Genomic DNA, 23,158 nt, shown 5'->3' on the forward strand with positions numbered 1-23,158 from the left:
TCTAAGAAGAACTAAATGACTAACATCGGCACCAAATTTCTACTTGCTCAAAGGTTCACCTTTGATCCAAATAGTAATTCGCTCGCTGACCAACAAAACGGCAACGACGTTGTACGATTAGGAAGCAACGAAAGCCGTATACTTCTGATGTTGGCAGAGAGACCAAACGAAGTTTTAACCCGTAACGAGCTTCACGAGTTTGTTTGGCGTGAGCAAGGTTTTGAGGTGGATGACTCAAGCCTGACTCAAGCGATCTCTACTCTGCGTAAGATGTTGAAGGATTCAACAAAATCTCCAGAGTTTGTTAAAACGGTTCCCAAACGCGGTTATCAACTCATTTGTTCAGTGGAACGCTTAAGCCCATTATCTGCTGACTCTAATACTGACGTTGAAGAAGCCACTTCTGAAAATGAAGCGCACGCTGCGGAAATAGAAACAAGTGACGCGCCGTCAACAGAAGCGGCGGCAGACACCACGACTGAAGTAGAGCCTCAAGTAGAACTACCTAAGGCACAGCCAAAACCAGCAGCTAACACTAATAACTGGCTGCCGCGTATGATCGTTCTTTTGTCTCTACTGCTTCCTATTTGTGTATTGCTATTCACCAATCCTGCAGAATCCCAATTCCGTCAGATTGGTGAGTATCAAAATGTACCTGTGATGACGCCAGTGAACCACCCGCAAATCAATAGTTGGTTGCCGTCCATTGAGCAGTGCATTGAACGCTACGTAAAATACCATGCAGAAGATTCAATGCCGGTAGAAGTGATTGCTACAGGTGGCCAGAACAATCAGCTGATTCTGAACTACATTCATGACAGTCAACATTCATATGAGAACGTGACATTGCGTATTTTCGCTGGTCAAAATGACCCAACCGATATCTGTAAATAAGGAGGCCAGAATGAAGATAAAATTAGCATCTGCGGTTTTGGCCGTATCCGTTCTTTTCAGTGGTTGGTTATATTGGGGTAGCGACCTAAAAGTGGAACAGGTCCTCACTGCCAATGAGTGGCAGTCAACCATGGTGACGGTCATTACAGACAGCTTGCCTGACGATCCTGTCGGCCCACTGCGTCGTGTTAATGTTGAATCAAATGTGAAATATCTCCCTAATGGAGACTATATTCGCGTAGCAAATATCAAACTATTCGCTCAAGGTTCAACGGCAGAATCCACGATTAATATCTCGGAAAAAGGGCGCTGGGAAGTAAGTGACAACTATTTGTTGGTTTCGCCTTCTGAGTTTAAAGATATTTCATCTTCTCAATCAAAAGACTTCTCCGAAGCACAGCTACGTTTGATCACTCAAATCTTTAAGCTTGATGCTGAGCAAAGTCGCCGTATTGATGTCGTGAACGAAAAAACGCTATTGCTCACTAGCTTGAACCACGGTTCTTCGGTGCTGTTTAAAAACTAACTTTGATTTGATGATAAGGGGGCAAGACGCCCCCTTTATTTTGCTTATGGATTGGCTAGATACCCTCACCCTCTTTTGCGGCTCACTTATCGCCAATACTCTGGCTTCGCTTTCTGGCGGCGGTGCAGGCTTACTTCAATTCCCTTTGCTCATCTTTCTCGGCTTACCATTCTCGGTTGCGCTGGGGACACATAAAGTGGCTTCCGTCGCTTTAGGCTTAGGAGCAGCAAGCACACACTTAAAAGCAGGCACAATTAAATGGAAGATAGCGCTCTACCTTATAATCTCTGGCAGCATTGGCGTAGTCTTAGGGGCGAACCTAATTGTCCAAATACCTGATGGTATGGCGGAAAAAATGCTAGGGAGCATGATTCTCGCGCTCGGCATCTATTCACGGTTTAAGAAATCGTTAGGCCAAGAAGAAATAATACGTAACCGTCACCCAATCGGTTGGGTCATCGGCGGTGTCGGACTAATGCTCATCGGTATCATCAACGGGTCGCTGACCGCAGGTTCTGGTCTGCTCGTGACACTATTTTTAGTGCGCTGGTTTGGGTATAACTATAAACAAGCCGTTGCTTACACCATGATTTGCGTCGGGTTGTTTTGGAATGGCATTGGAGGCATTGCCGTCGTCCAAGCTGGCGCTCCGATACATTGGGCTTGGTTGCCTGTTTTATTGTTAAGCTCATTTCTAGGCGGCAGTTTAGGCGCATGGGCCGCGACTCGATACAGCAACCGAGTGATTAAAATTGCATTCGAAATTCTCACGTTTGCCGTGGGTATCAAGTTGCTAGTTTAAACCGATTAAAAGGAAAGTTTCATGGATAAAGCAATCATTGATATTTATTACTGCCGCCAATGCAACTGGATGTTGCGTTCAACTTGGCTATCGCAAGAACTACTGCATACTTTTAGCGAAGAAATAGAAACGATCAGCTTACACCCAGATACGGGTGGTCGCTTCGAAATTTTCTGCAATGGCCAGCAAATTTGGGAACGGAAAAAAGACAGCGGCTTTCCTGAAGCAAAGGTGCTAAAACAGCGCGTAAGAGACATTATCGACCCAGAACGCGATTTAGGACATTCAGACACAAAATAGGGAGCAATTCGCTCCCTATTTTTTTACTTAGTAAAACCGTTAAATCATGGTTTGTGCTAAGACTTCGCCTTCTGGCGTTTTTACCGTTAGCGTATTGTCTTCTAAAGTACCAAAGCTTCTTGGTAAACCATTACGTGGAAATGTCATCGAGCCTGGGTTAAATATAATGGCTCCATCTTGCATCTCTGCGACAGGAACATGCGTATGACCGTGGGCGATGATATCACCTTCACGCAGTGGCGGCCGTTTTTCAGAGTTGTACAAGTGACCATGAGTCAAAAAGATTCTCTTGCCAGATTCAAGTAGCACCCACGAGTAATCCATCATCATTGGAAACTTCAATAGCATTTGGTCCACTTCACTATCGCAGTTACCACGCACAGATATAATTTGATCACTGTATTGGTTCAATAGCTCCGCCACCTGCGGTGGGTTGTAACCTTCTGGAATCGGGTTTCTTGGCCCGTGGTTTAGCGTATCCCCCAACAAAATCAGGTGCTCCGCACCAGAGGCTAAAAATAGCTCAATAGTTTCTTTAGTTGCTGGCAAAGAGCCATGCAGATCTGAGGCAAAAAATAGTTTCACGACATCGTCTCCTCACAAAGTACGAGGTCATTCTACGGCATTTTTATGACAGCTCAACCAACGACTACTGATAGCGCAATGATTCAATGACCATAGGCAAAATATAGAACCATGCGGCATACGCAGTTCCAACCAACACCAGTATCCAAAACACCATCGACATAAATTTTGACTTAGCTAGGTGGTGCAGCGGGTCTGGCTCTCCGCATCCTGGACATGCGTGAGCGCGCTTTGAGATTTGTTTCTCACACACAGGGCAAGAGACTAAAGGCATGATACAAATTCCTCGACAATAGACTTAGGGCGCAAAGAATAATGGTGAATCAACACATATGCAACCTAACATATATTAAATATTTTAGTTCTTTGTAACAGTCGCTGACTTGAGAAAAAATGCGTTGATTTTTCATTTATATCAACCTATTACACATCTTCTCGCACCATGCCATTGATGACAATATTGTTATAACTCACCATGCCAATGACCTCCCCATCTTCAATGACCGGAGCTCGGCTAATGCCAAATCGTTCAAATAGGCGCGCACAATATTTCACATTCATATCAGGGTCGACACACAAAGCGGGCTTGGTCATGATCTCATAAATATTCGTGCGCTGTGGAGAGCGATTATTCGCCAGCACCTTTTTGGCGATATCATTCATCAAGACGATGCCATATTCATCGTTGTCATCTCGCTTTTTCACCACCAGCGCTTTTACTTGGTATTTTTTAGCCAACGTTATGCCTTCATAAACTGTCATTAGCCCATCAACCATGACATAAGTAGCCGCCATTACATCTCGAACTCTAATTATCGTTTGACTGCTCATAACTCATCCTCAACCACTTTGGTCAACGTCTCTACTTGATGCGCGACACCGACTGCATCCTCAATATCGATCTGAATAGCAATGCCCTGCCCCGACTCTCTGTCGAACTCACCAACTTCATTGATGGTTTCTAATATGTGTCGAGAAAGGTGCTCCTCAACGACAAACAGCAGCACATCTTTTTGTACTTCCAGCGTTAAGCCAAAAAACGTTCGCTTTTGATTTAAGCCTTGTCCACGAGCGTTATTAATCACCGTCGCACCAGTCGCGCCAGCTTCGCGAGCAGCGTCCAGTACCTTGTCTGTTTTGCTGTCTTCAACAAACGCAAGTATCAATTTAAAGCGCATTTTCTTCGTCCTCCGAGACATCTTTATTCAGCCATTGGGTTATTTGCGCATAGCCCATCACAGAGATCATAGGAAACAGACTGGCAAAAGCGATCAAGCCAAAGCCATCAATCATTGGGTTTCTTCCTGGGACGGTAGAAGCAAGCCCCAGCCCTAGTGCGGTTACAAGCGGAACAGTGACAGTAGAAGTCGTGACGCCTCCAGAATCGTAGGCGAGCGGAACAATAAGCTTTGGCGCATAAAACGTTTGAATCACAACCACGATGTAACCCGCGATGATGTAATAGTGAATAGGGTCACCGACAACAATCCGATAGCTCCCTAGCGCGATGCCAATGGCCACCCCAAATGCAACGGCCACGCGTAAGCCGTTAATACTGATGCTGCCACCAGAAACTTGGTTTGCTTTTATCGCTACGGCTATGAGAGAAGGCTCAGCAATCGTGGTACTAAAACCGATAAAAAAGGCGAAGGTATACACCCAATAGTAGTCGACCCACACTAAGGCTTTTCCCACAGAGACTTTAAACTCTTGTAAAAATTCCGGCGCCGTCAGTTGCACGGCCATAGTCTCTCCGAGCGGAAACAGAGCCATTTCTAATCCGAGCAAAAAAAGAGCGAGCCCAAGAATCACATAAACAAACCCAAGCAAAACCTTCTTAAGGTTGTTAACTGGACGCCTTAACACCGCTAACTGAAAACCAAAAATAATGCTGGCGATGGGAATGACATCTCGAACGGTCGATAATAAAGTGTCTAGGAAATGTTCAATTGAAATCATGTTACGACCATTCCGTAAACCATCACAAACATCATCGGTAGCAGCGAGGCAAAAGCGATTAAACCAAAACCATCCACCATGGGGTTGCGCCCTTTAATCGCCGATGCTAAACCAACCCCTAGTGCAGTGACCAAAGGCACGGTGATAGTCGACGTCGTCACACCTCCAGAATCATAAGCAACGCCAATAATGGCTTCCGGTGCAAACCACGTCAGGACGACAACGCCGACGTAGCCGCCGATGATCATGTAATGAATTGGCCACCCTTTTAAGATGCGAAGAACGCCAATAACGATGGCGATCCCCACAGAAAGTGCCACCGTTACTCGTAGCCCTTGTCCATAATCCTGCATGGATTGCTCTGAGTTTGTGATCATCCCGCCTTCTGCCGCAACTTCTGATGCTTCTTCTGCTACGGCCGTTAATGCAGGCTCGGCGATCGTGGTGCCAAAGCCTAAACAAAACGCAAAAACTAACAACCAGAATACGCTGCCTTTTTTTGCAAAGGCTTGAGCCATACTCTCTCCGATAGGAAAAAGACCAAGCTCTAGACCAAAAATAAAAAACGTTAACCCTAAAACCACAAGCAATAAGCCAAAAAGAATGGAGATGAGATTAGGAAGTGGCTCTTGCAAAACAACTAATTGAAAAAAAGTGATAACAACAACGATGGGTAGCAGATCGCGAGCACTATTAAGGAGCGCTCGAAAAAGAGCAACAAATGCTTCCATACCTATCCTCCTTGATGGTGCAAACTGATTACGCTTGTTCCGGTAGCGATGTTTTTAGTCTGGCATAGATTTAGTTCTCCTACCGTGAACGAATTAGCGCCATGCATAACATTTAGTTACATTTTTTCAATATGTGAAGTCAGTAGCCTCTCTACAGGCTTGCCACTATCCTAGAAATAATAGTCTTGAGATGATCAAGCTCAGCACAAAACGACTATAATGTTCTAATACGTGTACATTCAAAGAGATAACATGAAGATATTACTCACAGGTGGCACTGGGTTTATTGGTTCGGAGTTGCTCAAGCTGCTATCCACTCACCAAGTTATGCTACTTACACGCTCTCCAGAGCAAGCAAAACAACGCCTCCAACACGCTGATTTGGGTAATATCGAATACCTTGACTCGCTTGAGTCATTCGCCGACCTCAATCACATTGATGCCATAATTAATCTTGCGGGTGAGCCTATCGCAGATAAAAGATGGACCAGCGAGCAGAAAGAAAAAATCTGCAAAAGTCGCTGGAAAATTACCGAACAAATCGTTGAGCTGATCCATGCCAGCACAGAGCCTCCCGCAGTTTTTATTAGTGGCTCGGCCGTTGGTTACTATGGCGATCAACAAGACCACCCGTTTGATGAGTGCCTGCATGTTAACAGTGAAGACTTTCCTCACGAGGTTTGTGCAAAGTGGGAGCAAATAGCCAAACGCGCAGAGTCTGAACAAACACGTGTTTGTCTATTGCGAACTGGCGTAGTACTCGGCATTAATGGCGGGGCTTTGGCGAAAATGCTCTTACCTTACAAACTTGGCGTAGGCGGCCCGCTCGGGAACGGTAATCAGTACATGCCTTGGATTCACATTCTGGATATGGTCCGCGCCATCATGTACTTGCTTGAAACACCACATGCCCATGGTGCGTTCAATATGTGTGCACCTCACCCTGTGACTAACCGTATCTTTAGCGGCACGTTGGCAAAAACGCTGAAACGACCACATATCTTGTTCACGCCTAAATGGGCGATGGAACTCCTAATGGGTGAATCTTCCTGCTTATTATTCGATAGCATGAGAGCCAAACCCAAAAAGCTCACCGAACTTGGCTTCAAATTTAGCTACTCCAGAATAGAGCCAGCACTCAAGCACTTGCTTCATGACCGGAGCTGATGAATGATGACCTCATTCAATGTTGCTTGAGGCTTAGTTTATGAAAAAGTCGATTCTTATTACGGGTTGCTCAACCGGTATCGGTTACGTGTGCGCTCACGCCCTGCAAAACGAGGGATTTCATGTCATTGCATCTTGTAGGAAAGAGCAAGATGTCCAACGTCTAATTAATGAAGGGCTAACCTGCATCAAGCTAGACCTAAACAGCCCTGAAAGTATTTCTTCGGGCGTGAAGCAAGCATTAGAGCTAGCAGAGGGTAAGCTTTATGCCGTGTTCAATAATGGTGCCTATGGCCAGCCCGGTGCATTGGAAGACTTGCCCACCGAGGCTCTTCAAGCTCAATTTCAGACCAACTTTTTTGGTTGGCACCAGTTAGTCAGAGAAGTGCTTCCTCACATGCGCATACAAGGTGAAGGACGCATAATACAAAACAGTTCTGTTCTTGGCTTTGCTGCAATGAAATACCGCGGCGCCTACAATGCGTCAAAGTTTGCCCTAGAAGGCTGGACTGACACACTACGGCTAGAGCTTGCGGATACGAATATCAAAGTGGCATTGATAGAACCTGGGCCTATCGAAACTCAATTTAGAAACAATGCATTAAAAGCCTTCGAGAAGTGGATTGATATTGAATCCAGCCCTCACCGCCTCGCCTATGAAGGACAAAGAGAGCGACTCAACAAAGACAAATCTAATAATCGATTTGTTTTACCTGCAGAGTCCTGTGTCGCACCTGTTCTTCATGCATTAACTAGCGCTTCACCTAAAATTCGCTATCGAATTACTACGCCGACTAAATTATTCGCAATCTTGAAAAGGTTATTACCAACCCGTGTGCTTGATAAAATTTTGCGACAAGCTGCATAAAAAAGTTTTGTCACAATGTAATTTCATCGTAACAATGTGATGTCATTATGAGCATGTAGGTTAAAAAAACCTCAAGCAAACGAATCAATTTCTACGCAATTCAGTGAGCACTATTCAACCTAAAGTGAATGAGTTGCTTAGATTTGGTATCGCCACCCATTACGTTTTGTAGCAATGTTTTTACTACTGCGAGGCAACAATGACATTAAATCAGCTTAACTGGCTTAGTGTGGGTGTAGTGTTGACCATGTTCATCCTATTTTGATACCGCACTAACAAATAGCATTAGAACTGCGCTGCTTCGGCAGCGTTTTCTTTTTGCCTTACACCTATTCAGCAGTAACACTATTCTCTTACCGCATCCTTTCACAAAATAGAATGATTCATTATTGATGACGATTAGCAACCATCGCTTGAATTTCCCTTAAATCAACTCCATATCTATTATCAACGACAAGACACAAAGCAAGGATACTCTGATGCAATCCCCATTTATCGTTGAGATAACAGAACAGAACTTTCGCGAAACGCTTGAAGGATCAATGAACACGCCCGTTCTGATCCACTTTTGGGCCAATGCTCAACCAGAAAGCGCACAGATACTCCCTGAGTTGCAATCTCTTGCTCAACAGTACAACGGTGCATTTACGCTTGCTTTATTAAATTGTGAAGATCAGCCGGCTCTAGCGTCTCAATTTGGTGTGCAAGTATTGCCAACTATCGCGCTGTTTATAAATGGTCAAGCCGTCGATGGATTGGGTGGCCCTCAGCCAATTGATGCCATTGCAACCATGCTACAAAAGCATTTGCCAAGCCCAGATGAACAGCTATTAAAGCAAGTCAGTGAACTTCTTCAGCAAGGTGAACATGCTCAGGCTTTAAGCATCATCCACACTTTGCCGCCAGAACTGCAAGAGCGTGGCGATGTGAAACTCGCGATGGCTGATTGTTTATTAGAAACCAAACAATTTGATGTAGCCCAAGAGCTACTGAACGCTATCCCTCTTGAGTATCAAGATAACTACTACAAGAGTCTAATAGCCAAGCTCGAGCTGCATTTGCAGGCTGCAGATAGCCCTGAGTTACAACGACTAGAACAAGCATATGCAGCAGACATGGCAAACTTCGAACTTGCTTGTGAATTGGCGGTACAGTACAACCAAGTGGGTCGTGATGAAGAAGCGCTGGAACTGCTGTGGAATATTCTTAAAAAAGACTTGGGCGCCCAAGACGGTGAAGTGAAGAAGACTTTTATGGATATTCTCAGCGCGCTAGGTCAAGGCAACGCATTAGCAAGCAAATATCGCCGTCAGCTGTATTCGATTCTGTACTAACTCGCTGAAAAGCGAAACTTCAACTAAAGGCCGGATATTCCGGCCTTTGTTATATAAAAAACCAATAACCTCTTAAGGTTCTCAGAACTTCAATTGTCTATTGTCTATAAATAGGTAAAAATGAATCGGACATTATGCACTTAAGGGAATAACTCATGCCAATTGATTCACTGATTACCATCGGTATTTTCGTCGTTCTTGCTGTAGTTATCTTATCTTCAGCCATTAAGACGGTGCCACAAGGAAATAACTGGACAGTCGAACGCTTCGGACGCTACACCCATACGCTAAAACCCGGCTTAAACTTGATCATCCCATTTGTTGATAAGATAGGGCAAAAAGTCAACATGATGGAGCGCGTTCTTGATATTCCAGCGCAAGAAGTTATTTCAAAAGACAACGCTAACGTGGTTATTGATGCGGTCGGATTTGTTCAAGTCATCGATGCTGCCAAAGCGGCTTATGAAGTCAACGATTTGGAACATGCCATTAGAAATTTAACTCTCACCAATATCCGTACCGTTTTAGGCTCAATGGAGTTGGACGAAATGCTGAGTCAGCGTGACATGATCAACTCCAAGCTGCTGGCAATTGTTGACCAAGCCACCAACCCGTGGGGTGTAAAAGTCACGCGAATTGAAATAAAAGATGTCCAGCCACCATCCGATCTAACGGCGGCGATGAATGCTCAAATGAAAGCCGAGCGAAATAAACGAGCGGAGATTCTCGAAGCAGAAGGGGTACGCCAAGCTGAAATTTTAAAGGCTGAAGGTCATAAGCAATCGGAGATATTAAAAGCTGAGGGCGAAAAGCAGTCTGCTATTCTCCATGCTGAAGCTCGAGAACGCGCCGCGCAGGCAGAAGCAAAAGCGACTTATATGGTTTCTGAAGCGATTGCCAAAGGCGATATGCAAGCCGTCAATTACTTCATTGCTCAGGGCTATACCGAAGCGATCAAAAGTATTGGTCAAGCCGAAAACGGCAAAATCATTATGCTTCCATTAGAAGCGACCGGACTAATGGGCTCGGTTGCAGGGATAGCAGAGATGTTTAAACAACAAGATAAAGAATAACTTATGGACTTTTTCAGTTTGCTGGAAGGCGTCTCTTTCTGGCATTGGCTAGCCTTCAGTTTTGCACTTCTAGCGGTAGAGCTACTTGGGACGGCGGGATATTTTCTCTGGCTCGGAGTTTCTGCACTTATCGTTGGGGCACTAATGACCGTTTTGCCAATGAGCTGGCAATTACAATGGCTTTGCTTTGCAAGTTTCAGCTTAATCACCACTTGGTTATGGTGGCGACGACAATGGTCTCAAGACAAGAAAGAAGACCAAGAAAGAGAGCTGAACCAAAAGTATAAGCAGTTAATCGGACGCACACTTACCATTGAAGAGGACTTTTCTGTTGGGCTCAATCGTATCAAGGTTGCCGATACCACGTGGTCGGCACAGTCGGATCAAGCACTTCCAGCAGGAACGCGCGTTAAAATAAAAGATATCGATGGTATTATTTTAATCATTGAGCCTGATTCTAAGTAATTTATGCCAAAGTAATGGGGCATAACTATGCTCCATTACTTTAATCTAAACAACCGCTTTCATTTCATTGATTTAATTAAAATCGAACAAAAAATAAGTAGCAGAAATATTATTAATATCCTACCCTCTTCTTCCAATTATTTAATTCTTCATCATACGATAATCAATAAGATAGAAATATATCGATATAAATTATCTTTCTAAATTTATTTTAAAAAATAAAACTTTATTGAATTATTTTTTGATCTTTTTGCCCCCCCATACATACTTAACGCATAAGCATTTAAGTTGAATGCTTTTTATTTGGTAAGTAAGAGGATGTACTATGAAGAAACTTCTCTTTTTAATGTTATGCGGTATCTTTTCTTTTTCTTCCTTTGCCTACACCAACGGAAATGGTGGTACAACTAATTTAGGACCGATAGTCGAATGTAAATTGCCCAGTGGTGATGTCACTAATATTCCAAGTGAAATGTGTCGATTTAGAGGCGGGGAATGGAACTAATATAGAAGTCAGTAGTTAGTTCAATATTAAGAAACTATTGATACCTTACTTTTCAGTAAAGTCATTATTTATCCAAGCAAGTAGATATTCAATGTCTACATTAAGGTGATGATTATGAAATTTTTAGCTGGTCTATTGTTAGCATGTTTTGCCCTAGCTCCATTAACTACTCATGCTAATGGTGCTTCAGGTGGTCGTACGCTAGCCCCAGAGATAAAGTGTGAGTTACCAAACGGTAACGTGCATATGCTACCGCCGTTATATTGCAAAATATATGATGGTCGAGAAGTAAAATAAAAAAAGGAGCCTAGCGGCTCCTTTTTATCATCTCACTAAGTATTAGTGGAAGCTGTAAGGGATAAGAACTTGTAGACGTAGGTCTGTTTCATCCGCATCACCAGCACCAGCGTACTCATCACGCTCTAGGATTGTACCGTGTAGACGGATCGTAGAACCTTTCAGTGCACCACTCTGTAGAGAGTAAGATACTGTCGCGTTAACTGCGTATTCACTTTCGTAATCCCAGTCACCTGATGCACCGCTTGCTGCAGAATCAGCACCAGTACCGTAACCAAAGCCTAGGTAGTAGTTCCAGCCGTTACCTTGGTTGTAAGATAGACGGTTGTACCACGCTAGCTCACCCGCTTTGTTCCAGTCAGACAGTGCATCCCACCACTGAGACCAAGTACCGTTGTTCATACCGTAAGTATGAATTGTACGAGGAACGAAGTCAGCACGGTTGTCTGTGTCTGTGTAGCGTAGCTCAGACATCCAAGCTAGCTTGCCGAAAGATTGATTCAAAGATAGACCAGTGTGGAAACCTAGACCATCGTATTTCACATCATCGTCAACACCGTAGAAATCAAATGCTAGAGTTGTACGGTCACTCACAGTGTACTTCAAGTAAGCCTTGTAAGAAGTGTTGTCAGTTTCGTTGTGGTAGCTAGTTACTTGACCTGCACCCCAGTCGATACCATTTGCATATTGAACGCCAGTAGCTTGACCCAAACCAAGTTGCATAAACAAGCTGTCAGTTAGGTTACCGTTTAGGCCTAGAGAGTGTAGGTAGCTCCATGAAGTATCAGACCAAAGCGCTGGCGCGTAGTCATCTTCGTGAAGTAGCCAAGGTGCTGTAAATTGGTCTGCACCAAAGTAGCTTAGGTTGAAATCACCTAGTTTAGCGTTCAGTTCGAAACCACGGTAAGTACCAGGTACGAAACTCCAAACGTTACCAATAGTACCGTTACCACCCGCTTGTAGCATACCAAAGCGCGCGTTGAAGCTTTCGTTTGCTTTGAACTTCAGTGCTGCTTTGTAAACTTTAAGCTGTTGACCATCACCTGCACCCCAGTCTAGGTTGTTACAAGTTGAAATTTCATTACATAGGTAGCCTTCGTTTGAATTGTAAAGGCTATCGTTGTAAAGGTCGCCAGAATAGTAAGCCGCAACATCTGCACCAACCCAACCATCGTGGTAGCCAGAAGTAAAGTCTAAAATTGCGTTGTAAGAAGAGTAGTTTAGACGACTCCAACGGTCACCGTTTTCACCGCCAGGCTTACCTGTTGTACGAGTACGAGAACGAGTATCAACTAGAAATAATGCATTAAGACTAGAGTCTTGCATAAATTCGTTCACTTTCTCTACGTACTCGCCACCTGCTGCACTTTCAGTAGACGCTGTAGCTGGAGCAACAGCAACAACACCAAACATTGCTGCGGTTAACGCTGAAACCTTAAAAAATTTGTCCATGGAAAAACTCCTAAAAATGGATATAGCTGTATTTTTCTATCTCACCTTTAGTTGGCCGCCGAAGGAGAGAAGTAAATTCCTGATCAAACCTCATTATTTCTAATTTGGCTTTTTTTAGTTCCTGCATACACACCGTGTATCCACGTGATTAAGACTAACTTCGCAGCTAAAAACATCCAAACGGAACTTATTTTTTTTCTAAAAAAATATGAGCCAGTCCAAAGTTCCATATAAGTTGTTGATCCAGATCTTACTTTTAACAACACCAACACAAAAAGACAGTTAAACATTGAATATCAATAACTTAAACCACACCCTAGAATTCCAACTTGAAGTCACTCGCAGACTAAAGAAGTAAAAAACCTTAATAATTCAATGGGAGATCTTGATCACTGAAAAGATAAAAAGCACAAATAACTCAATCAAAAAGCACTTAATTATGAGCAAGAAAAAGCCCCACATGCTTACCATGTGGGGCTTTTAGTTATTTTTTAGCTTTTTTGATAAGACTTAATTCATCAACTCGAGTAAGTCTTGTTCTGTTTTGATCTCGATACCCAGTTCTTGTGCCTTTGCCAACTTAGAACCTGCATTTTCACCAGCAAACAAAATATCTGTTTTCTTAGAAACACTACCTGTCACTTTTGCACCTAGTGATTGAAGGGCTTCTTTAGCCTCTGTGCGACCTAATTGAGAAAGTGTTCCTGTCAATACAACTGTCTTACCTTCTAACGGTAGCTCTCCTACCTGCTCAGTCGTATTAATCTCTGGCCAGTGGATCCCTTGTTCAAGCAAATCTTTAACCACTGCTTGGTTCTGCTCTTCACTGAAGAAAGTCGTAATATGTTGAGCAACCACAGCACCGATGTCTTGCACTTCAATTAACTGCTCTTCGTTAGCATTTTGGATGGCTTCCAACGTTTTAAAGTGCATTGCTAGGTTTGCGGCGGTTGCCTCGCCAACTTCACGAATCCCAAGCGAATACAAAAAGCGAGGTAACGTTGTTTCTTTGGATTTTTCTAACGCATTCACAATATTCTGCGCAGACTTTGGCCCCATGCGATCTAATACCGTTAAAATCCCCGCAGATAACTTAAATAAGTCAGCAGGGGTTTTTACCATCTCACGATCAACAAGTTGCTCGATCACTTTATCGCCTAGACCGTCAACGTCTAACGCTTTACGAGACACAAAGTGTTTTAGCGCTTGTTTACGTTGGGCTTGGCAAACTAAGCCACCCGTGCAACGTGTTACCGCCTCTCCTTCGATCCGCTCAACATGCGAGCCACAAACCGGACACTGAGTTGGAAAAATAATATCTCGCGCTGTTTCTGGTCGACGCTCTTTGATGACAGAAACGACTTGAGGAATAACGTCACCCGCTCTACGAATCACAACGTGATCACCGATCTTAACTTGCAGACGTTCTATCTCATCTGCGTTATGAAGCGTCGCATTACTTACCGTTACCCCGCCAACAAATACAGGCTCTAGTTTAGCAACAGGTGTAATCGCACCAGTACGACCGACTTGGAATTCCACCTCATTCAACGTCGTCATTTCTTCCTGAGCCGGGAATTTGTAGGCAATCGCCCAACGTGGAGCGCGAGCAACAAATCCAAGACGCTCTTGCACGGCAATATCGTCAATTTTAATGACGACACCATCGATCTCATAAGGAAGGGCATCACGACGCTGCAAGATATCTTGGTAGTAAGCTTTTACATCCGCCAAACTTTCAACTCGCTTGGTCTCGGGGCACATTGGTAATCCCCAAGATTTAATTTGCAAGAAGCGTTCGTAGTGACTTGCCGCCAATTCAGCGCCTTGCACCACGCCTACACTGTATGCATAGAAGCTAAGCGGACGAGAAGCCGTAATGCGTGAATCCAATTGTCGTAAGCTACCTGCCGCAGCATTACGTGGATTAACAAAGATTTTCTCGCCTTTCTTCCTTGCTAATTCATTGAGCTTTTCAAACCCAGCTTTCGGCATAAAGACTTCACCACGAACTTCAAGACGATTTGGCCAGTCATTACCCCTGAGTTTTAAAGGAATGGCTTTAATCGTACGTACATTTTCTGTGATGTTCTCGCCAGTAGTGCCATCGCCTCGTGTTGCCGCCTGAACTAACACACCGTTCTCATACAGTAAACTAACTGCGAGTCCATCCAGTTTCGGCTCACAACAGTATTCTTTCACACTCTGACTGCCCACCCGCTCTTGTGCTCGCTTATGGAAACTATCAAGTTCGCTGTCATCAAACGCATTATCAAGCGAAAGCATCGGTACTTCATGTGTCACTTGGCTAAACGCAGAGAGAGGTTGTCCACCGACACGTTGACTTGGTGAATCTACGGTAATTAAATCAGGGTTCTCAGCTTCAATATCCAGGAGCTCTCGCATTAAGCGGTCGTACTCGGCATCAGGGATCTCTGGGTTATCTTCCACGTAGTAACGCACAGCGTGGTAATGCAACGACTCTTTTAGTTCTTCTAATCGCTGAAGTACTGATTCAGACATAGTAAAGCCCCGTGTATTTTCAATCGGTGAGGTTGGGAAATCCAAGAAAAAGGGCTCCATCCGGAGCCCTATTATTATTTGCTGTTAAGATTATGCGTTAGCGGCATTAAACTCAACTATTTGACGTCGATAAGACGCTAAACGGTCTGGCGTCATTAAGTTACGCTGGTCATCAAGAACGTTGCCACCTAAATCATCAGCAATTTGCTGCGCAGTTCGGAGCATTAAGTTGAAGTTCTGTTCAGCCTCGCCATAACAAGGCAATGTCATGAAGAATGAAATACCCTTCGTTGTAAACTCAGCAGGATCAGCATGCTCAAACGTACCAGGGTGCATCATATTAGCGACGCTAAACAACACTTTGCCGTTACCGGACAAGTCGACATGACGGTGGAAAATATCCATCTCGCCATAAATTAAGCCGTTTTGTTGCATACTCTCAAATAAAGCAGTACCAACAAATGGCTCTTCACCCGCACAGTGCACATTCAATACAATCACTTGCATTTCAGGTTCTGGCTTTGGCTCTTCTTTAGGCTCCGCAACAACAGGATCACTAGTAATTTCTACTTGCTGTTCTTTCTCCGTAATATCAAACGCGGCGGGAATAGCGTCTTCTTCCACAGCAGACTGGAGTGGCTCTTCAGCTACTGGTGCTTGAACAACAGGCTCAACGTCCTCTTCTTTATCTTTTTCTGCAACAAATGAAGGGATGTCATCTGGCTCCTGCTGTGTCTGTGTTACTTCAGATGGGCCACCGAATAGCGGGTCAGATTCAAATTTGTTGTCGAAAGAACTCGCCATTCCAAAATCTGGTTCTTTGCGATCTTTACGAATGATCTCAAAGTCATCTTCAGGAGCGGGAGCGAAGTCTCGTTCTTTCTCGACAAGATCATTTTTGTCCCCTTGGTCAACATCCAGCTTACCAAGCGGTTTGTTACCAAACTTTGCTTTGCCTTCTTTTTTACTGCTCCACAAACCATGAAACAGCAATGCCGCGATGGCTAATGCGCCAACAACAATGAGTACGAATCGCAATTCCTGCATTATTTACTCTCAATATACTTGTTTTTACTACTCGCAGTTCCTTGAGCAGCAACCCAAGTGCAATAAATCTGAATGATACGTTTACTTTACCAAAACTATATGTAGATTTAGAACAACTTAATGCAAGAAGTTCCGTTTTTTGTTGTGATTCTTGCCACGATTCCACTTAACAAGACGTCATTTGTCAGGGCATTGAAAGAAAAGCCCTCACAGGTACAATGAGTTTTCATTTACACGAAGCCAAAATAGACATGAAGCAAAACAATCAGCAGAGAACCGGATTCGGTTATTTTCTATACGGGATACAATTGGCACTTGCCCCTAAAATCAGGCGCTTTGTCATTTTACCTCTACTTGCAAATATCTTGCTTGTAGGTGGTGCCATCTTCTATCTATTTTCAAACCTTAATATATGGATCGAAGACTGGATTGGGCAGCTACCTGAGTTTTTATCCTGGTTAACTTACATTCTTTGGCCTTTACTCGCTCTGACAATACTCGCAACTTTTTCTTACTTCTTCAGCACGCTCGCGAACTTTATCGCCGCGCCATTCAATGGCCTCTTAGCTGAAAAAGTGGAAGAGTACTTAACGGGACAAAAAGTAAATGATGATGGATTCACTGCCGTTCTGAAAGATGTTCCTCGCGTTTTAGCTCGTGAGTGGAGAAAGCTGCTTTACATCTTACCTAAAGCAATAGGCCTATTCCTGTTATTGCTCATCCCTGCCCTTGGACAAACAGTAGGCCCATTTTTATGGTTTATCTTTACCGCCTGGATGCTCGCGATTCAATATTGTGACTATCCGTTTGATAACCATAAAATCCCATTTAACGACATGCGTTACAAATTGAAACAAAAGCAAGGTAAGGCCTATGGCTTTGGGGTATTGGTGTCTGTGTTTACGACGATCCCAATTTTGAACCTCATTGTCATGCCTGTAGCAATATGTGGCGCAACCGCTATGTGGGTGGCGGAGTTTAAGCACCAACGATAGTCGATTAGAGATTAAGGAAAGGGATCAGCGCCAGCTTTTCCCTTTTCTTTTATCGAGTTCTGGGCCAACCTAATAAGATATAACTTTTTAATCCTTTTCCCTTTTTTTCATACCGCATATTCTTCTATCCATATTCACACAACGTGTAATGAAGGAACATCACTATGAGCAAAATCTACGAAGATAACTCTCTTACTATCGGTAATACACCTCTCGTTCGTCTAAACAAAGTAAGCAAAGGCAAAGTTCTCGCGAAAATTGAAGCGCGTAACCCTAGCTTCAGTGTTAAGTGCCGTATCGGTGCAAACATGATTTGGGAAGCAGAGAAAGCGGGGCTTCTTAAGCCAGGTGTAGAGCTTGTAGAACCTACCAGTGGTAACACAGGTGTTGCTCTAGCATTCGTAGCGGCCGCTCGCGGTTACAAGCTAACATTGACCATGCCTGAATCAATGAGCCTAGAACGCCGTAAGCTACTTAAAGCACTGGGCGCTAACCTTGAGCTGACTGAAGCGGCGAAAGGCATGAAAGGGGCGATTGCTAAAGCAGAAGAAATCGTAGCAAGCAACCCTGAGAAGTACCTACTTCTTCAACAATTTGACAACCCTGCGAACCCAGAGATCCACGAAAAGACTACGGGCCCTGAGATTTGGGAAGCGACAGACGGTGAAATCGACGTATTCGTTGCTGGTGTCGGTACGGGCGGTACTATCACAGGTACAAGCCGTTACATCAAAGGTGAAAAAGGCAAAGCCATCACTTCTGTCGCAGTTGAGCCAGCAGAGTCTCCAGTTATTGCACAAGCACTTGCTGGAGAAGAAATCCAACCTGCTCCGCACAAAATCCAAGGTATCGGTGCTGGTTTTATCCCAGGTAACCTCGATTTAGACATTATTGACCGTGTTGAGCAAGTCACCTCAGAAGAAGCGATTGAGATGGCTCGTCGCCTAATGGAAGAAGAGGGTATCCTAGCTGGCATCTCATCTGGCGCGGCTGTTGTTGCAGCCAACCGACTTGCAGAACTACCTGAATTTGAAGGAAAAACAATTGTAACCGTTCTACCAAGTTCAGGTGAGCGTTACCTAAGTACAGCACTCTTTGCAGGTATCTTTACCGAAAAAGAGAACCAACAATAATATGTGTTCAAATCAATTTTTAGTTTAAAAAAGCCCCGTTTAGGGGCTTTTTTGTTGATCCCTGCCCTACCTTTGGTAATATCAGGGTGTTTTATTTCTAGCTTCAAAATAAAGAAGCAGAACACAAAAAGGTTTCAAAGTGATTACGCACGCAAACAGTTGCGTAGTTACCAAACTTTTGACTAGTATCAGAACTGACGCGCTTTGAACTCTTCCCGTGCTAGCGCACAAGATGTAAAGCAGTTAAGCTAAAATCTAGTCACAAACTAACAAAAAAATACATTTATTGGGGTATATCACATGTACGAGAAGCAAGTAGAAATCACAGCAGAAAACGGCCTTCACACTCGTCCAGCTGCACAGTTTGTTAAAGAAGCAAAAGCATTCGACGCAGACATCACTGTGACTTCTAACGGTAAAAGCGCTAGCGCTAAGAGCCTATTCAAACTACAAACACTAGGCCTAGTAAAAGGTACTCAAGTAACTATTTCTGCTGAAGGCCCACAAGCTCAGCAAGCAGTTGACCACCTAGTTGCTCTAATGGACCAACTACACTAATCCGGTCTCCTACTCCAGAAGCCATTTTGTGAAAGCAAAATGGCTTCGTTGGAAATAGGCTCAAAACTAAGCTAAAACTATTCGTTAGCGCACCCATTATTCTCCCGTTTTATAAAGTTGACCAAACTTAAGGTAAGGCTATGATTTCAGGCATCCTAGCATCTCCTGGTATTGCAATCGGTAAAGCACTACTACTTCAAGAAGATGAAATTGTCCTAAACACAAACACTATTTCTGACGATCAAGTAGAAGCTGAAGTTCAGCGTTTCTTCGACGCTCGTAACAAATCTGCAGCTCAGCTAGAAACTATCAAGCAAAAAGCGCTTGAAACGTTTGGTGAAGAAAAAGAAGCGATCTTTGAAGGTCACATCATGCTTCTTGAAGACGAAGAGCTAGAAGAAGAGATCCTAGCACTTATCAAAAACGACAAGATGACTGCGGATCACGCTATCCACTCAGTTATCGAAGAGCAAGCATGTGCTCTTGAGTCACTAGATGACGAATACCTAAAAGAACGTGCAACTGACATCCGCGATATCGGTTCTCGTTTTGTGAAAAACGCACTGGGTATCAACATTGTTTCGCTTAGCGACATCAATGAAGAAGTTATCCTAGTTGCTTACGACCTAACACCATCTGAAACGGCACAGATTAACCTAGACTACGTTCTTGGTTTTGCTTGTGACATCGGCGGTCGTACATCTCACACTTCAATCATGGCTCGCTCTCTTGAGCTTCCAGCTATCGTTGGTACTAACGACATCACGAAAAAAGTTAAGAATGGCGATATGCTGATTCTTGACGCGATGAACAACAAGATTGTTGTTAACCCATCAGAAGCTGAACTAGAAGAAGCGAAAGCGGTTAAAGCGGCATTCCTAGCTGAAAAAGAAGAGCTAGCGAAACTGAAAGACCTGCACGCAGAAACGACTGACGGTCACCGTGTAGAAGTTTGCGGTAACATCGGTACAGTGAAAGACTGTGACGGTATCCTCCGTAACGGCGGTGAAGGTGTTGGTCTGTACCGTACTGAATTCCTATTTATGGACCGTACTGCACTTCCAACTGAAGAAGAACAGTACCAAGCGTACAAAGAAGTTGCGGAAGCAATGAACGGTCAAGCTGTGATCATCCGTACTATGGATATCGGCGGCGATAAAGATCTCCCATACATGGATCTTCCAAAAGAGATGAACCCATTCCTAGGCTGGCGTGCTGTACGTATCAGCCTGGATCGTCGTGAAATCCTTCGTGATCAGCTACGTGGCATCCTACGTGCTTCTGCACACGGCAAACTGCGTATTATGTTCCCAATGATCATCTCTGTCGAAGAAATCCGTGAGCTTAAGAAAGCGATCGAAGAGTACAAAGAAGAGCTACGTGCTGAAGGCCACGCGTTCGACGAAAACATCGAAATCGGTGTTATGGTTGAAACTCCTGCTGCCGCAGCGATCGCACACCACTTAGCGAAAGAAGTATCTTTCTTCTCTATCGGTACAAACGACCTAACTCAGTACACGCTAGCGGTAGACCGTGGTAACGAGATGATCTCTCATCTTTACAACCCACTATCACCAGCAGTACTAACCGTGATCAAGCAAGTTATTGACGCTTCTCACGCAGAAGGTAAATGGACTGGTATGTGTGGTGAACTTGCAGGTGACGAGCGTGCAACGCTTCTACTTCTAGGTATGGGTCTGGACGAGTTCTCAATGAGCGGCATTTCAATCCCTAAAGTGAAGAAAGTAGTTCGTAACTCTAACTTCGCAGAAGTGAAAGCAATGGCTGAAGAAGCCCTTTCTTTACCAACAGCTGCAGAAATCGAAGCAGTGGTAGAAAAGTTTATTGCTGAGAAAGCTCAGTAATCGGTAGTACCAAGTAATTCAATACTTAATGGCCATTAGACGGCGAAAAAAGTCGTCTAATGCGCTATATTGGTATACTATAATTCGACAGAATAAAACCAAACCTTAGGAGCATGACACAATGGGTCTGTTTGACAAACTTAAGAAGCTTGTATCTGATGACAGCGCTGACGCTGGTGCTATCGAAATCATCGCGCCACTTTCTGGTGAGATTGTAAACATCGAAGACGTGCCAGATGTTGTTTTCGCTGAGAAAATCGTTGGTGACGGTATTGCTATCAAGCCAGCAGGCAACAAAATGGTAGCTCCTGTAAACGGTACTATCGGTAAGATCTTCGAAACTAACCACGCATTCTCTATCGAGTCTGACGACGGTGTTGAGCTTTTCGTTCACTTCGGTATCGACACAGTTGAACTAAAAGGCGAAGGCTTCACGCGTATCGCTGAAGAAGGTCAAACTGTTAAAGCTGGCGACACTGTAATTGAATTCGATCTAGCTCTTCTAGAAGAGAAAGCGAAGTCAACGCTAACTCCAGTTGTTATCTCTAACATGGACGAAATCAAAGAGCTGAACAAGCTTTCTGGTTCTGTGACTGTTGGTGAAACTCCAGTTCTACGTGTAACTAAGTAATTTTTACTTAGCCGAACACGAAAAAACGCTGCCATTGGCAGCGTTTTTTATTACCTGAAGTTTATACTTTCTTACCAGATTCAACTGAGTAGACCAAGTGCCGAACTCGGCCTTTGCTTTGCCTGAGCCAATAACGCAGTTGTCGCATCTTGGAGCACTTGAGAACGTACCATTTCCGTAGATTCTCTTGCGAAGTCTGTATCTCTTATTCGACTCTTGGATTCTGTAACACTCCGATTCACAGTATTTAAGTTATCCACCGAGCCATTTACACGGTTCTGAAAGCTGCCAATTTCACTTCGGTGCGAATCAACGTACTTAATTGCTGCATCAATCACCCCAATTGAAAGCTGCGCCTTACCTGCTGTCGACATATCGATGTCATCCATTGTGACTAATTGACCAGCGCTCACATCAAACTCATCCGCTAAACTCCCATCGAGAACCACGCCCTCTGGCGCCTTGATCGTAGAAGCGAAGAATTGCAGTTCATTGTTTTCCGTTACTGAGGCACTCACTATCGATTGTTGAGCATTGATGTAAGTGGCGACCTGTTCTATGCGATCACCCAATTTGAGCCCAATGGATTCCGTTTGGGTTTGCCCTTTACTGTCTTGGTATTCGACTTTTAGAGTTTGGTTATCTTTAGTGACTCGCCAATCTTTATCGACCGCATCACCAACATAATGCTGCCCTCCCATCTCTGGGATATAGCTACGCATGTTACGTAACGTCAAAGAGATTGAATTAGCGTTCGCGCCAATATGGAAACTTTGTGAACCGTAAGATCCATCAAACAGGTTTTTATCCGCAAATGTTGTCGTGATCGCGACACGATCAAGCTCATCCTGCAGCGCTACGACCTCGTATTGGATGCTTTGTCGGTCACTGGTATCGTTACTACCATTTGCCGCTTGAAGCCCTAGAGAGCGTAACCGTTGCAAAATATCACTGCTCTCATGTAACGCGCCTTCCGCGGTTTGCGCGACCGAATAAGCATCGTGCGCATTTCTTAAGGCGACATCAAGCCCTCTCGTTTGCACATGGAGAGTATTGGATATCTGTAAACCTGCCGCATCATCACTCGCCGAGTTAATTCGAAAACCAGAAGTCAGGTTGCGTTGTGATTCGACGTTTTGCGCTGCGGCTTGACTCAAGTGTCTCTGCGCCACCATCGCGGCAACATTGGTATTTAAAGAGACCATCTAATCGATATGAGTGCCTTGTCGAACATCCTGTTGGGACGCATCTAAATCGTTATAGCCGATAAGCAAAAAAGCCAGGGATAAGCCTGGCTTTTGTATCTTGTCTTATTAAGGTGATTAACCTAGCAGACTTAGCGCTGAGTTTGGCGCTTGTTTCGCTTGCGCAAGGATTGAGCTTGACGCTTGCGATAGAATTTGTGACTTGGTCATTTGAGTCGTTTCTTTCGCGAAGTCAGTATCTTT

The 23,158-nt window shown here is 44.1% G+C and carries 27 protein-coding genes; 16 read left to right on the plus strand and 11 right to left on the minus strand.

Annotation, left to right across the window (positions count from 1 at the left end; all coding sequences use genetic code 11):
• Positions 1-15: 15 nt before the first annotated feature.
• Genes CBX98_RS04050 through CBX98_RS04065 form a run of 4 tightly spaced genes read left to right on the plus strand, consistent with a single transcriptional unit; the run spans position 16 to position 2,522 of the window.
• The gene (locus CBX98_RS04050) at positions 16-894 is read left to right on the plus strand and encodes a transcriptional regulator (RefSeq protein ID WP_005393065.1); all 879 of its coding nucleotides are present in this window, start codon (positions 16-18) and stop codon (positions 892-894) included.
• 10 nt (positions 895-904) lie between these two features.
• Positions 905-1,420: a transmembrane regulator ToxS gene (gene toxS, locus CBX98_RS04055; protein WP_005393067.1), complete on the plus strand. Its 516-nt coding sequence runs from the start codon at positions 905-907 to the stop codon at positions 1,418-1,420.
• 46 nt (positions 1,421-1,466) lie between these two features.
• A complete protein-coding gene (locus tag CBX98_RS04060; protein WP_109168622.1) occupies positions 1,467-2,222 on the plus strand; it encodes a sulfite exporter TauE/SafE family protein in 756 nt (251 codons plus the stop codon).
• Between the two features lie 21 nt (positions 2,223-2,243).
• Positions 2,244-2,522, plus strand: coding sequence for a SelT/SelW/SelH family protein (locus tag CBX98_RS04065; RefSeq protein WP_005382088.1), 279 nt, complete (start codon positions 2,244-2,246; stop codon positions 2,520-2,522).
• Between the two features lie 39 nt (positions 2,523-2,561).
• Here the strand turns inward: CBX98_RS04065 and yfcE are convergent, their stop codons facing one another.
• The 6 genes from yfcE to CBX98_RS04095 all read right to left on the minus strand — a co-directional run bounded on the left by yfcE (position 2,562) and on the right by CBX98_RS04095 (position 5,797).
• Positions 2,562-3,107 carry a phosphodiesterase gene (yfcE, locus tag CBX98_RS04070; protein WP_005393071.1) on the minus strand — a complete coding sequence of 182 codons (546 nt, stop codon included), beginning with the start codon at positions 3,105-3,107 and terminating at the stop codon, positions 2,562-2,564.
• Positions 3,108-3,171: 64 nt separating this feature from the next.
• Positions 3,172-3,381 (minus strand): hypothetical protein, encoded by a 210-nt coding sequence (locus tag CBX98_RS04075; protein ID WP_005393073.1) that lies wholly within the window; start codon positions 3,379-3,381, stop codon positions 3,172-3,174.
• A gap of 149 nt (positions 3,382-3,530) precedes the next feature.
• On the minus strand, positions 3,531-3,938 hold the full coding sequence (locus CBX98_RS04080; protein WP_109168623.1) for a CBS domain-containing protein: 408 nt from the start codon (positions 3,936-3,938) through the stop codon (positions 3,531-3,533).
• A complete protein-coding gene (locus CBX98_RS04085) occupies positions 3,935-4,285 on the minus strand; it encodes a P-II family nitrogen regulator (protein WP_005393077.1) in 351 nt (116 codons plus the stop codon). Before CBX98_RS04085 ends, CBX98_RS04080 begins: the two co-directional genes overlap by 4 nt.
• Positions 4,275-5,066 (minus strand): DUF1538 domain-containing protein, encoded by a 792-nt coding sequence (locus CBX98_RS04090; RefSeq protein WP_046874269.1) that lies wholly within the window; start codon positions 5,064-5,066, stop codon positions 4,275-4,277. Before CBX98_RS04090 ends, CBX98_RS04085 begins: the two co-directional genes overlap by 11 nt.
• On the minus strand, positions 5,063-5,797 hold the full coding sequence (locus CBX98_RS04095) for a DUF1538 domain-containing protein (RefSeq protein WP_046874270.1): 735 nt from the start codon (positions 5,795-5,797) through the stop codon (positions 5,063-5,065). The genes CBX98_RS04090 and CBX98_RS04095 overlap by 4 nt, the downstream gene beginning before the upstream one ends.
• A gap of 252 nt (positions 5,798-6,049) precedes the next feature.
• On the opposite strand from CBX98_RS04095, the gene CBX98_RS04100 reads away from it, so the two are divergent.
• The 7 genes from CBX98_RS04100 to CBX98_RS04135 all read left to right on the plus strand — a co-directional run bounded on the left by CBX98_RS04100 (position 6,050) and on the right by CBX98_RS04135 (position 11,506).
• A complete protein-coding gene (locus CBX98_RS04100; RefSeq protein ID WP_109168624.1) occupies positions 6,050-6,964 on the plus strand; it encodes a TIGR01777 family oxidoreductase in 915 nt (304 codons plus the stop codon).
• A 40-nt stretch (positions 6,965-7,004) separates the two neighbouring features.
• The gene (locus CBX98_RS04105; RefSeq protein ID WP_047009542.1) at positions 7,005-7,832 is read left to right on the plus strand and encodes an SDR family oxidoreductase; all 828 of its coding nucleotides are present in this window, start codon (positions 7,005-7,007) and stop codon (positions 7,830-7,832) included.
• 479 nt (positions 7,833-8,311) lie between these two features.
• The gene (locus CBX98_RS04115) at positions 8,312-9,166 is read left to right on the plus strand and encodes a co-chaperone YbbN (RefSeq protein ID WP_048626123.1); all 855 of its coding nucleotides are present in this window, start codon (positions 8,312-8,314) and stop codon (positions 9,164-9,166) included.
• 155 nt (positions 9,167-9,321) lie between these two features.
• Positions 9,322-10,239, plus strand: a complete 918-nt coding sequence (locus CBX98_RS04120) for an SPFH domain-containing protein (protein ID WP_005393087.1) — start codon at positions 9,322-9,324, stop codon at positions 10,237-10,239.
• Positions 10,240-10,242: 3 nt separating this feature from the next.
• Positions 10,243-10,704: an NfeD family protein gene (locus tag CBX98_RS04125; protein ID WP_109168625.1), complete on the plus strand. Its 462-nt coding sequence runs from the start codon at positions 10,243-10,245 to the stop codon at positions 10,702-10,704.
• Between the two features lie 325 nt (positions 10,705-11,029).
• The gene (locus CBX98_RS04130) at positions 11,030-11,209 is read left to right on the plus strand and encodes a hypothetical protein (protein WP_074191004.1); all 180 of its coding nucleotides are present in this window, start codon (positions 11,030-11,032) and stop codon (positions 11,207-11,209) included.
• Positions 11,210-11,323: 114 nt separating this feature from the next.
• On the plus strand, positions 11,324-11,506 hold the full coding sequence (locus tag CBX98_RS04135; protein WP_109168626.1) for a hypothetical protein: 183 nt from the start codon (positions 11,324-11,326) through the stop codon (positions 11,504-11,506).
• 42 nt (positions 11,507-11,548) lie between these two features.
• On the opposite strand, the gene CBX98_RS04140 is transcribed toward CBX98_RS04135, so the two are convergent.
• From CBX98_RS04140 to zipA, 3 genes are all read right to left on the minus strand, one after another.
• Positions 11,549-12,958 (minus strand): hypothetical protein, encoded by a 1,410-nt coding sequence (locus CBX98_RS04140; protein ID WP_006742721.1) that lies wholly within the window; start codon positions 12,956-12,958, stop codon positions 11,549-11,551.
• A gap of 510 nt (positions 12,959-13,468) precedes the next feature.
• Complete coding sequence (gene ligA, locus CBX98_RS04145) at positions 13,469-15,481, minus strand: NAD-dependent DNA ligase LigA (protein WP_041852978.1); 2,013 nt, start codon at positions 15,479-15,481, stop codon at positions 13,469-13,471.
• 90 nt (positions 15,482-15,571) lie between these two features.
• Positions 15,572-16,528, minus strand: coding sequence for a cell division protein ZipA (zipA, locus tag CBX98_RS04150; RefSeq protein WP_109168627.1), 957 nt, complete (start codon positions 16,526-16,528; stop codon positions 15,572-15,574).
• 251 nt (positions 16,529-16,779) lie between these two features.
• Here zipA and cysZ point away from each other — a divergent pair, with 251 nt between their 5' ends.
• From cysZ to crr, 5 genes are all read left to right on the plus strand, one after another.
• Positions 16,780-17,523 (plus strand): sulfate transporter CysZ, encoded by a 744-nt coding sequence (cysZ, locus tag CBX98_RS04155; RefSeq protein ID WP_031780324.1) that lies wholly within the window; start codon positions 16,780-16,782, stop codon positions 17,521-17,523.
• A 164-nt stretch (positions 17,524-17,687) separates the two neighbouring features.
• Positions 17,688-18,656 (plus strand): cysteine synthase A, encoded by a 969-nt coding sequence (gene cysK / locus CBX98_RS04160; protein WP_005382045.1) that lies wholly within the window; start codon positions 17,688-17,690, stop codon positions 18,654-18,656.
• A gap of 300 nt (positions 18,657-18,956) precedes the next feature.
• Complete coding sequence (locus tag CBX98_RS04170; RefSeq protein WP_005382043.1) at positions 18,957-19,214, plus strand: HPr family phosphocarrier protein; 258 nt, start codon at positions 18,957-18,959, stop codon at positions 19,212-19,214.
• 140 nt (positions 19,215-19,354) lie between these two features.
• Complete coding sequence (gene ptsI / locus CBX98_RS04175; protein ID WP_005393100.1) at positions 19,355-21,079, plus strand: phosphoenolpyruvate-protein phosphotransferase PtsI; 1,725 nt, start codon at positions 19,355-19,357, stop codon at positions 21,077-21,079.
• A gap of 121 nt (positions 21,080-21,200) precedes the next feature.
• Positions 21,201-21,710: a PTS glucose transporter subunit IIA gene (crr, locus tag CBX98_RS04180; RefSeq protein ID WP_005382041.1), complete on the plus strand. Its 510-nt coding sequence runs from the start codon at positions 21,201-21,203 to the stop codon at positions 21,708-21,710.
• A gap of 80 nt (positions 21,711-21,790) precedes the next feature.
• On the opposite strand, the gene CBX98_RS04185 is transcribed toward crr, so the two are convergent.
• Both CBX98_RS04185 and CBX98_RS04190 read right to left on the minus strand, forming a co-directional pair.
• Positions 21,791-22,915: a flagellin gene (locus tag CBX98_RS04185; RefSeq protein WP_109168628.1), complete on the minus strand. Its 1,125-nt coding sequence runs from the start codon at positions 22,913-22,915 to the stop codon at positions 21,791-21,793.
• 117 nt (positions 22,916-23,032) lie between these two features.
• Positions 23,033-23,158: flagellin (locus tag CBX98_RS04190; protein ID WP_267135723.1), on the minus strand; the 126-nt coding region annotated here is incomplete at its 5' end.

It is taken from the genome of Vibrio sp. T9 (genome assembly GCF_003123985.1).
GTDB classification, from domain to species: Bacteria; Pseudomonadota; Gammaproteobacteria; order Enterobacterales; family Vibrionaceae; genus Vibrio; species Vibrio diabolicus.

What these genes read in the sequence shown, in the direction of transcription:
- CBX98_RS04090 (WP_046874269.1), bottom strand. Translation starts at nt 5,066, where the DNA reads ATGATTTCAATTGAACATTTCCTAGACACTTTATTATCGACCGTTCGA.
- CBX98_RS04170 (WP_005382043.1), top strand. Translation starts at nt 18,957, where the DNA reads ATGTACGAGAAGCAAGTAGAAATCACAGCAGAAAACGGCCTTCACACT.
- ptsI (WP_005393100.1), top strand. Translation starts at nt 19,355, where the DNA reads ATGATTTCAGGCATCCTAGCATCTCCTGGTATTGCAATCGGTAAAGCA.
- CBX98_RS04135 (WP_109168626.1), top strand. Translation starts at nt 11,324, where the DNA reads ATGAAATTTTTAGCTGGTCTATTGTTAGCATGTTTTGCCCTAGCTCCA.
- CBX98_RS04065 (WP_005382088.1), top strand. Translation starts at nt 2,244, where the DNA reads ATGGATAAAGCAATCATTGATATTTATTACTGCCGCCAATGCAACTGG.
- CBX98_RS04140 (WP_006742721.1), bottom strand. Translation starts at nt 12,958, where the DNA reads ATGGACAAATTTTTTAAGGTTTCAGCGTTAACCGCAGCAATGTTTGGT.
- ligA (WP_041852978.1), bottom strand. Translation starts at nt 15,481, where the DNA reads ATGTCTGAATCAGTACTTCAGCGATTAGAAGAACTAAAAGAGTCGTTG.
- CBX98_RS04130 (WP_074191004.1), top strand. Translation starts at nt 11,030, where the DNA reads ATGAAGAAACTTCTCTTTTTAATGTTATGCGGTATCTTTTCTTTTTCT.
- CBX98_RS04060 (WP_109168622.1), top strand. Translation starts at nt 1,467, where the DNA reads ATGGATTGGCTAGATACCCTCACCCTCTTTTGCGGCTCACTTATCGCC.
- CBX98_RS04095 (WP_046874270.1), bottom strand. Translation starts at nt 5,797, where the DNA reads ATGGAAGCATTTGTTGCTCTTTTTCGAGCGCTCCTTAATAGTGCTCGC.
- CBX98_RS04115 (WP_048626123.1), top strand. Translation starts at nt 8,312, where the DNA reads ATGCAATCCCCATTTATCGTTGAGATAACAGAACAGAACTTTCGCGAA.
- CBX98_RS04050 (WP_005393065.1), top strand. Translation starts at nt 16, where the DNA reads ATGACTAACATCGGCACCAAATTTCTACTTGCTCAAAGGTTCACCTTT.
- CBX98_RS04125 (WP_109168625.1), top strand. Translation starts at nt 10,243, where the DNA reads ATGGACTTTTTCAGTTTGCTGGAAGGCGTCTCTTTCTGGCATTGGCTA.
- CBX98_RS04080 (WP_109168623.1), bottom strand. Translation starts at nt 3,938, where the DNA reads ATGAGCAGTCAAACGATAATTAGAGTTCGAGATGTAATGGCGGCTACT.
- crr (WP_005382041.1), top strand. Translation starts at nt 21,201, where the DNA reads ATGGGTCTGTTTGACAAACTTAAGAAGCTTGTATCTGATGACAGCGCT.
- CBX98_RS04185 (WP_109168628.1), bottom strand. Translation starts at nt 22,915, where the DNA reads ATGGTCTCTTTAAATACCAATGTTGCCGCGATGGTGGCGCAGAGACAC.
- CBX98_RS04085 (WP_005393077.1), bottom strand. Translation starts at nt 4,285, where the DNA reads ATGCGCTTTAAATTGATACTTGCGTTTGTTGAAGACAGCAAAACAGAC.
- CBX98_RS04105 (WP_047009542.1), top strand. Translation starts at nt 7,005, where the DNA reads ATGAAAAAGTCGATTCTTATTACGGGTTGCTCAACCGGTATCGGTTAC.
- CBX98_RS04100 (WP_109168624.1), top strand. Translation starts at nt 6,050, where the DNA reads ATGAAGATATTACTCACAGGTGGCACTGGGTTTATTGGTTCGGAGTTG.
- CBX98_RS04120 (WP_005393087.1), top strand. Translation starts at nt 9,322, where the DNA reads ATGCCAATTGATTCACTGATTACCATCGGTATTTTCGTCGTTCTTGCT.
- CBX98_RS04075 (WP_005393073.1), bottom strand. Translation starts at nt 3,381, where the DNA reads ATGCCTTTAGTCTCTTGCCCTGTGTGTGAGAAACAAATCTCAAAGCGC.
- zipA (WP_109168627.1), bottom strand. Translation starts at nt 16,528, where the DNA reads ATGCAGGAATTGCGATTCGTACTCATTGTTGTTGGCGCATTAGCCATC.
- toxS (WP_005393067.1), top strand. Translation starts at nt 905, where the DNA reads ATGAAGATAAAATTAGCATCTGCGGTTTTGGCCGTATCCGTTCTTTTC.
- cysK (WP_005382045.1), top strand. Translation starts at nt 17,688, where the DNA reads ATGAGCAAAATCTACGAAGATAACTCTCTTACTATCGGTAATACACCT.
- cysZ (WP_031780324.1), top strand. Translation starts at nt 16,780, where the DNA reads ATGAAGCAAAACAATCAGCAGAGAACCGGATTCGGTTATTTTCTATAC.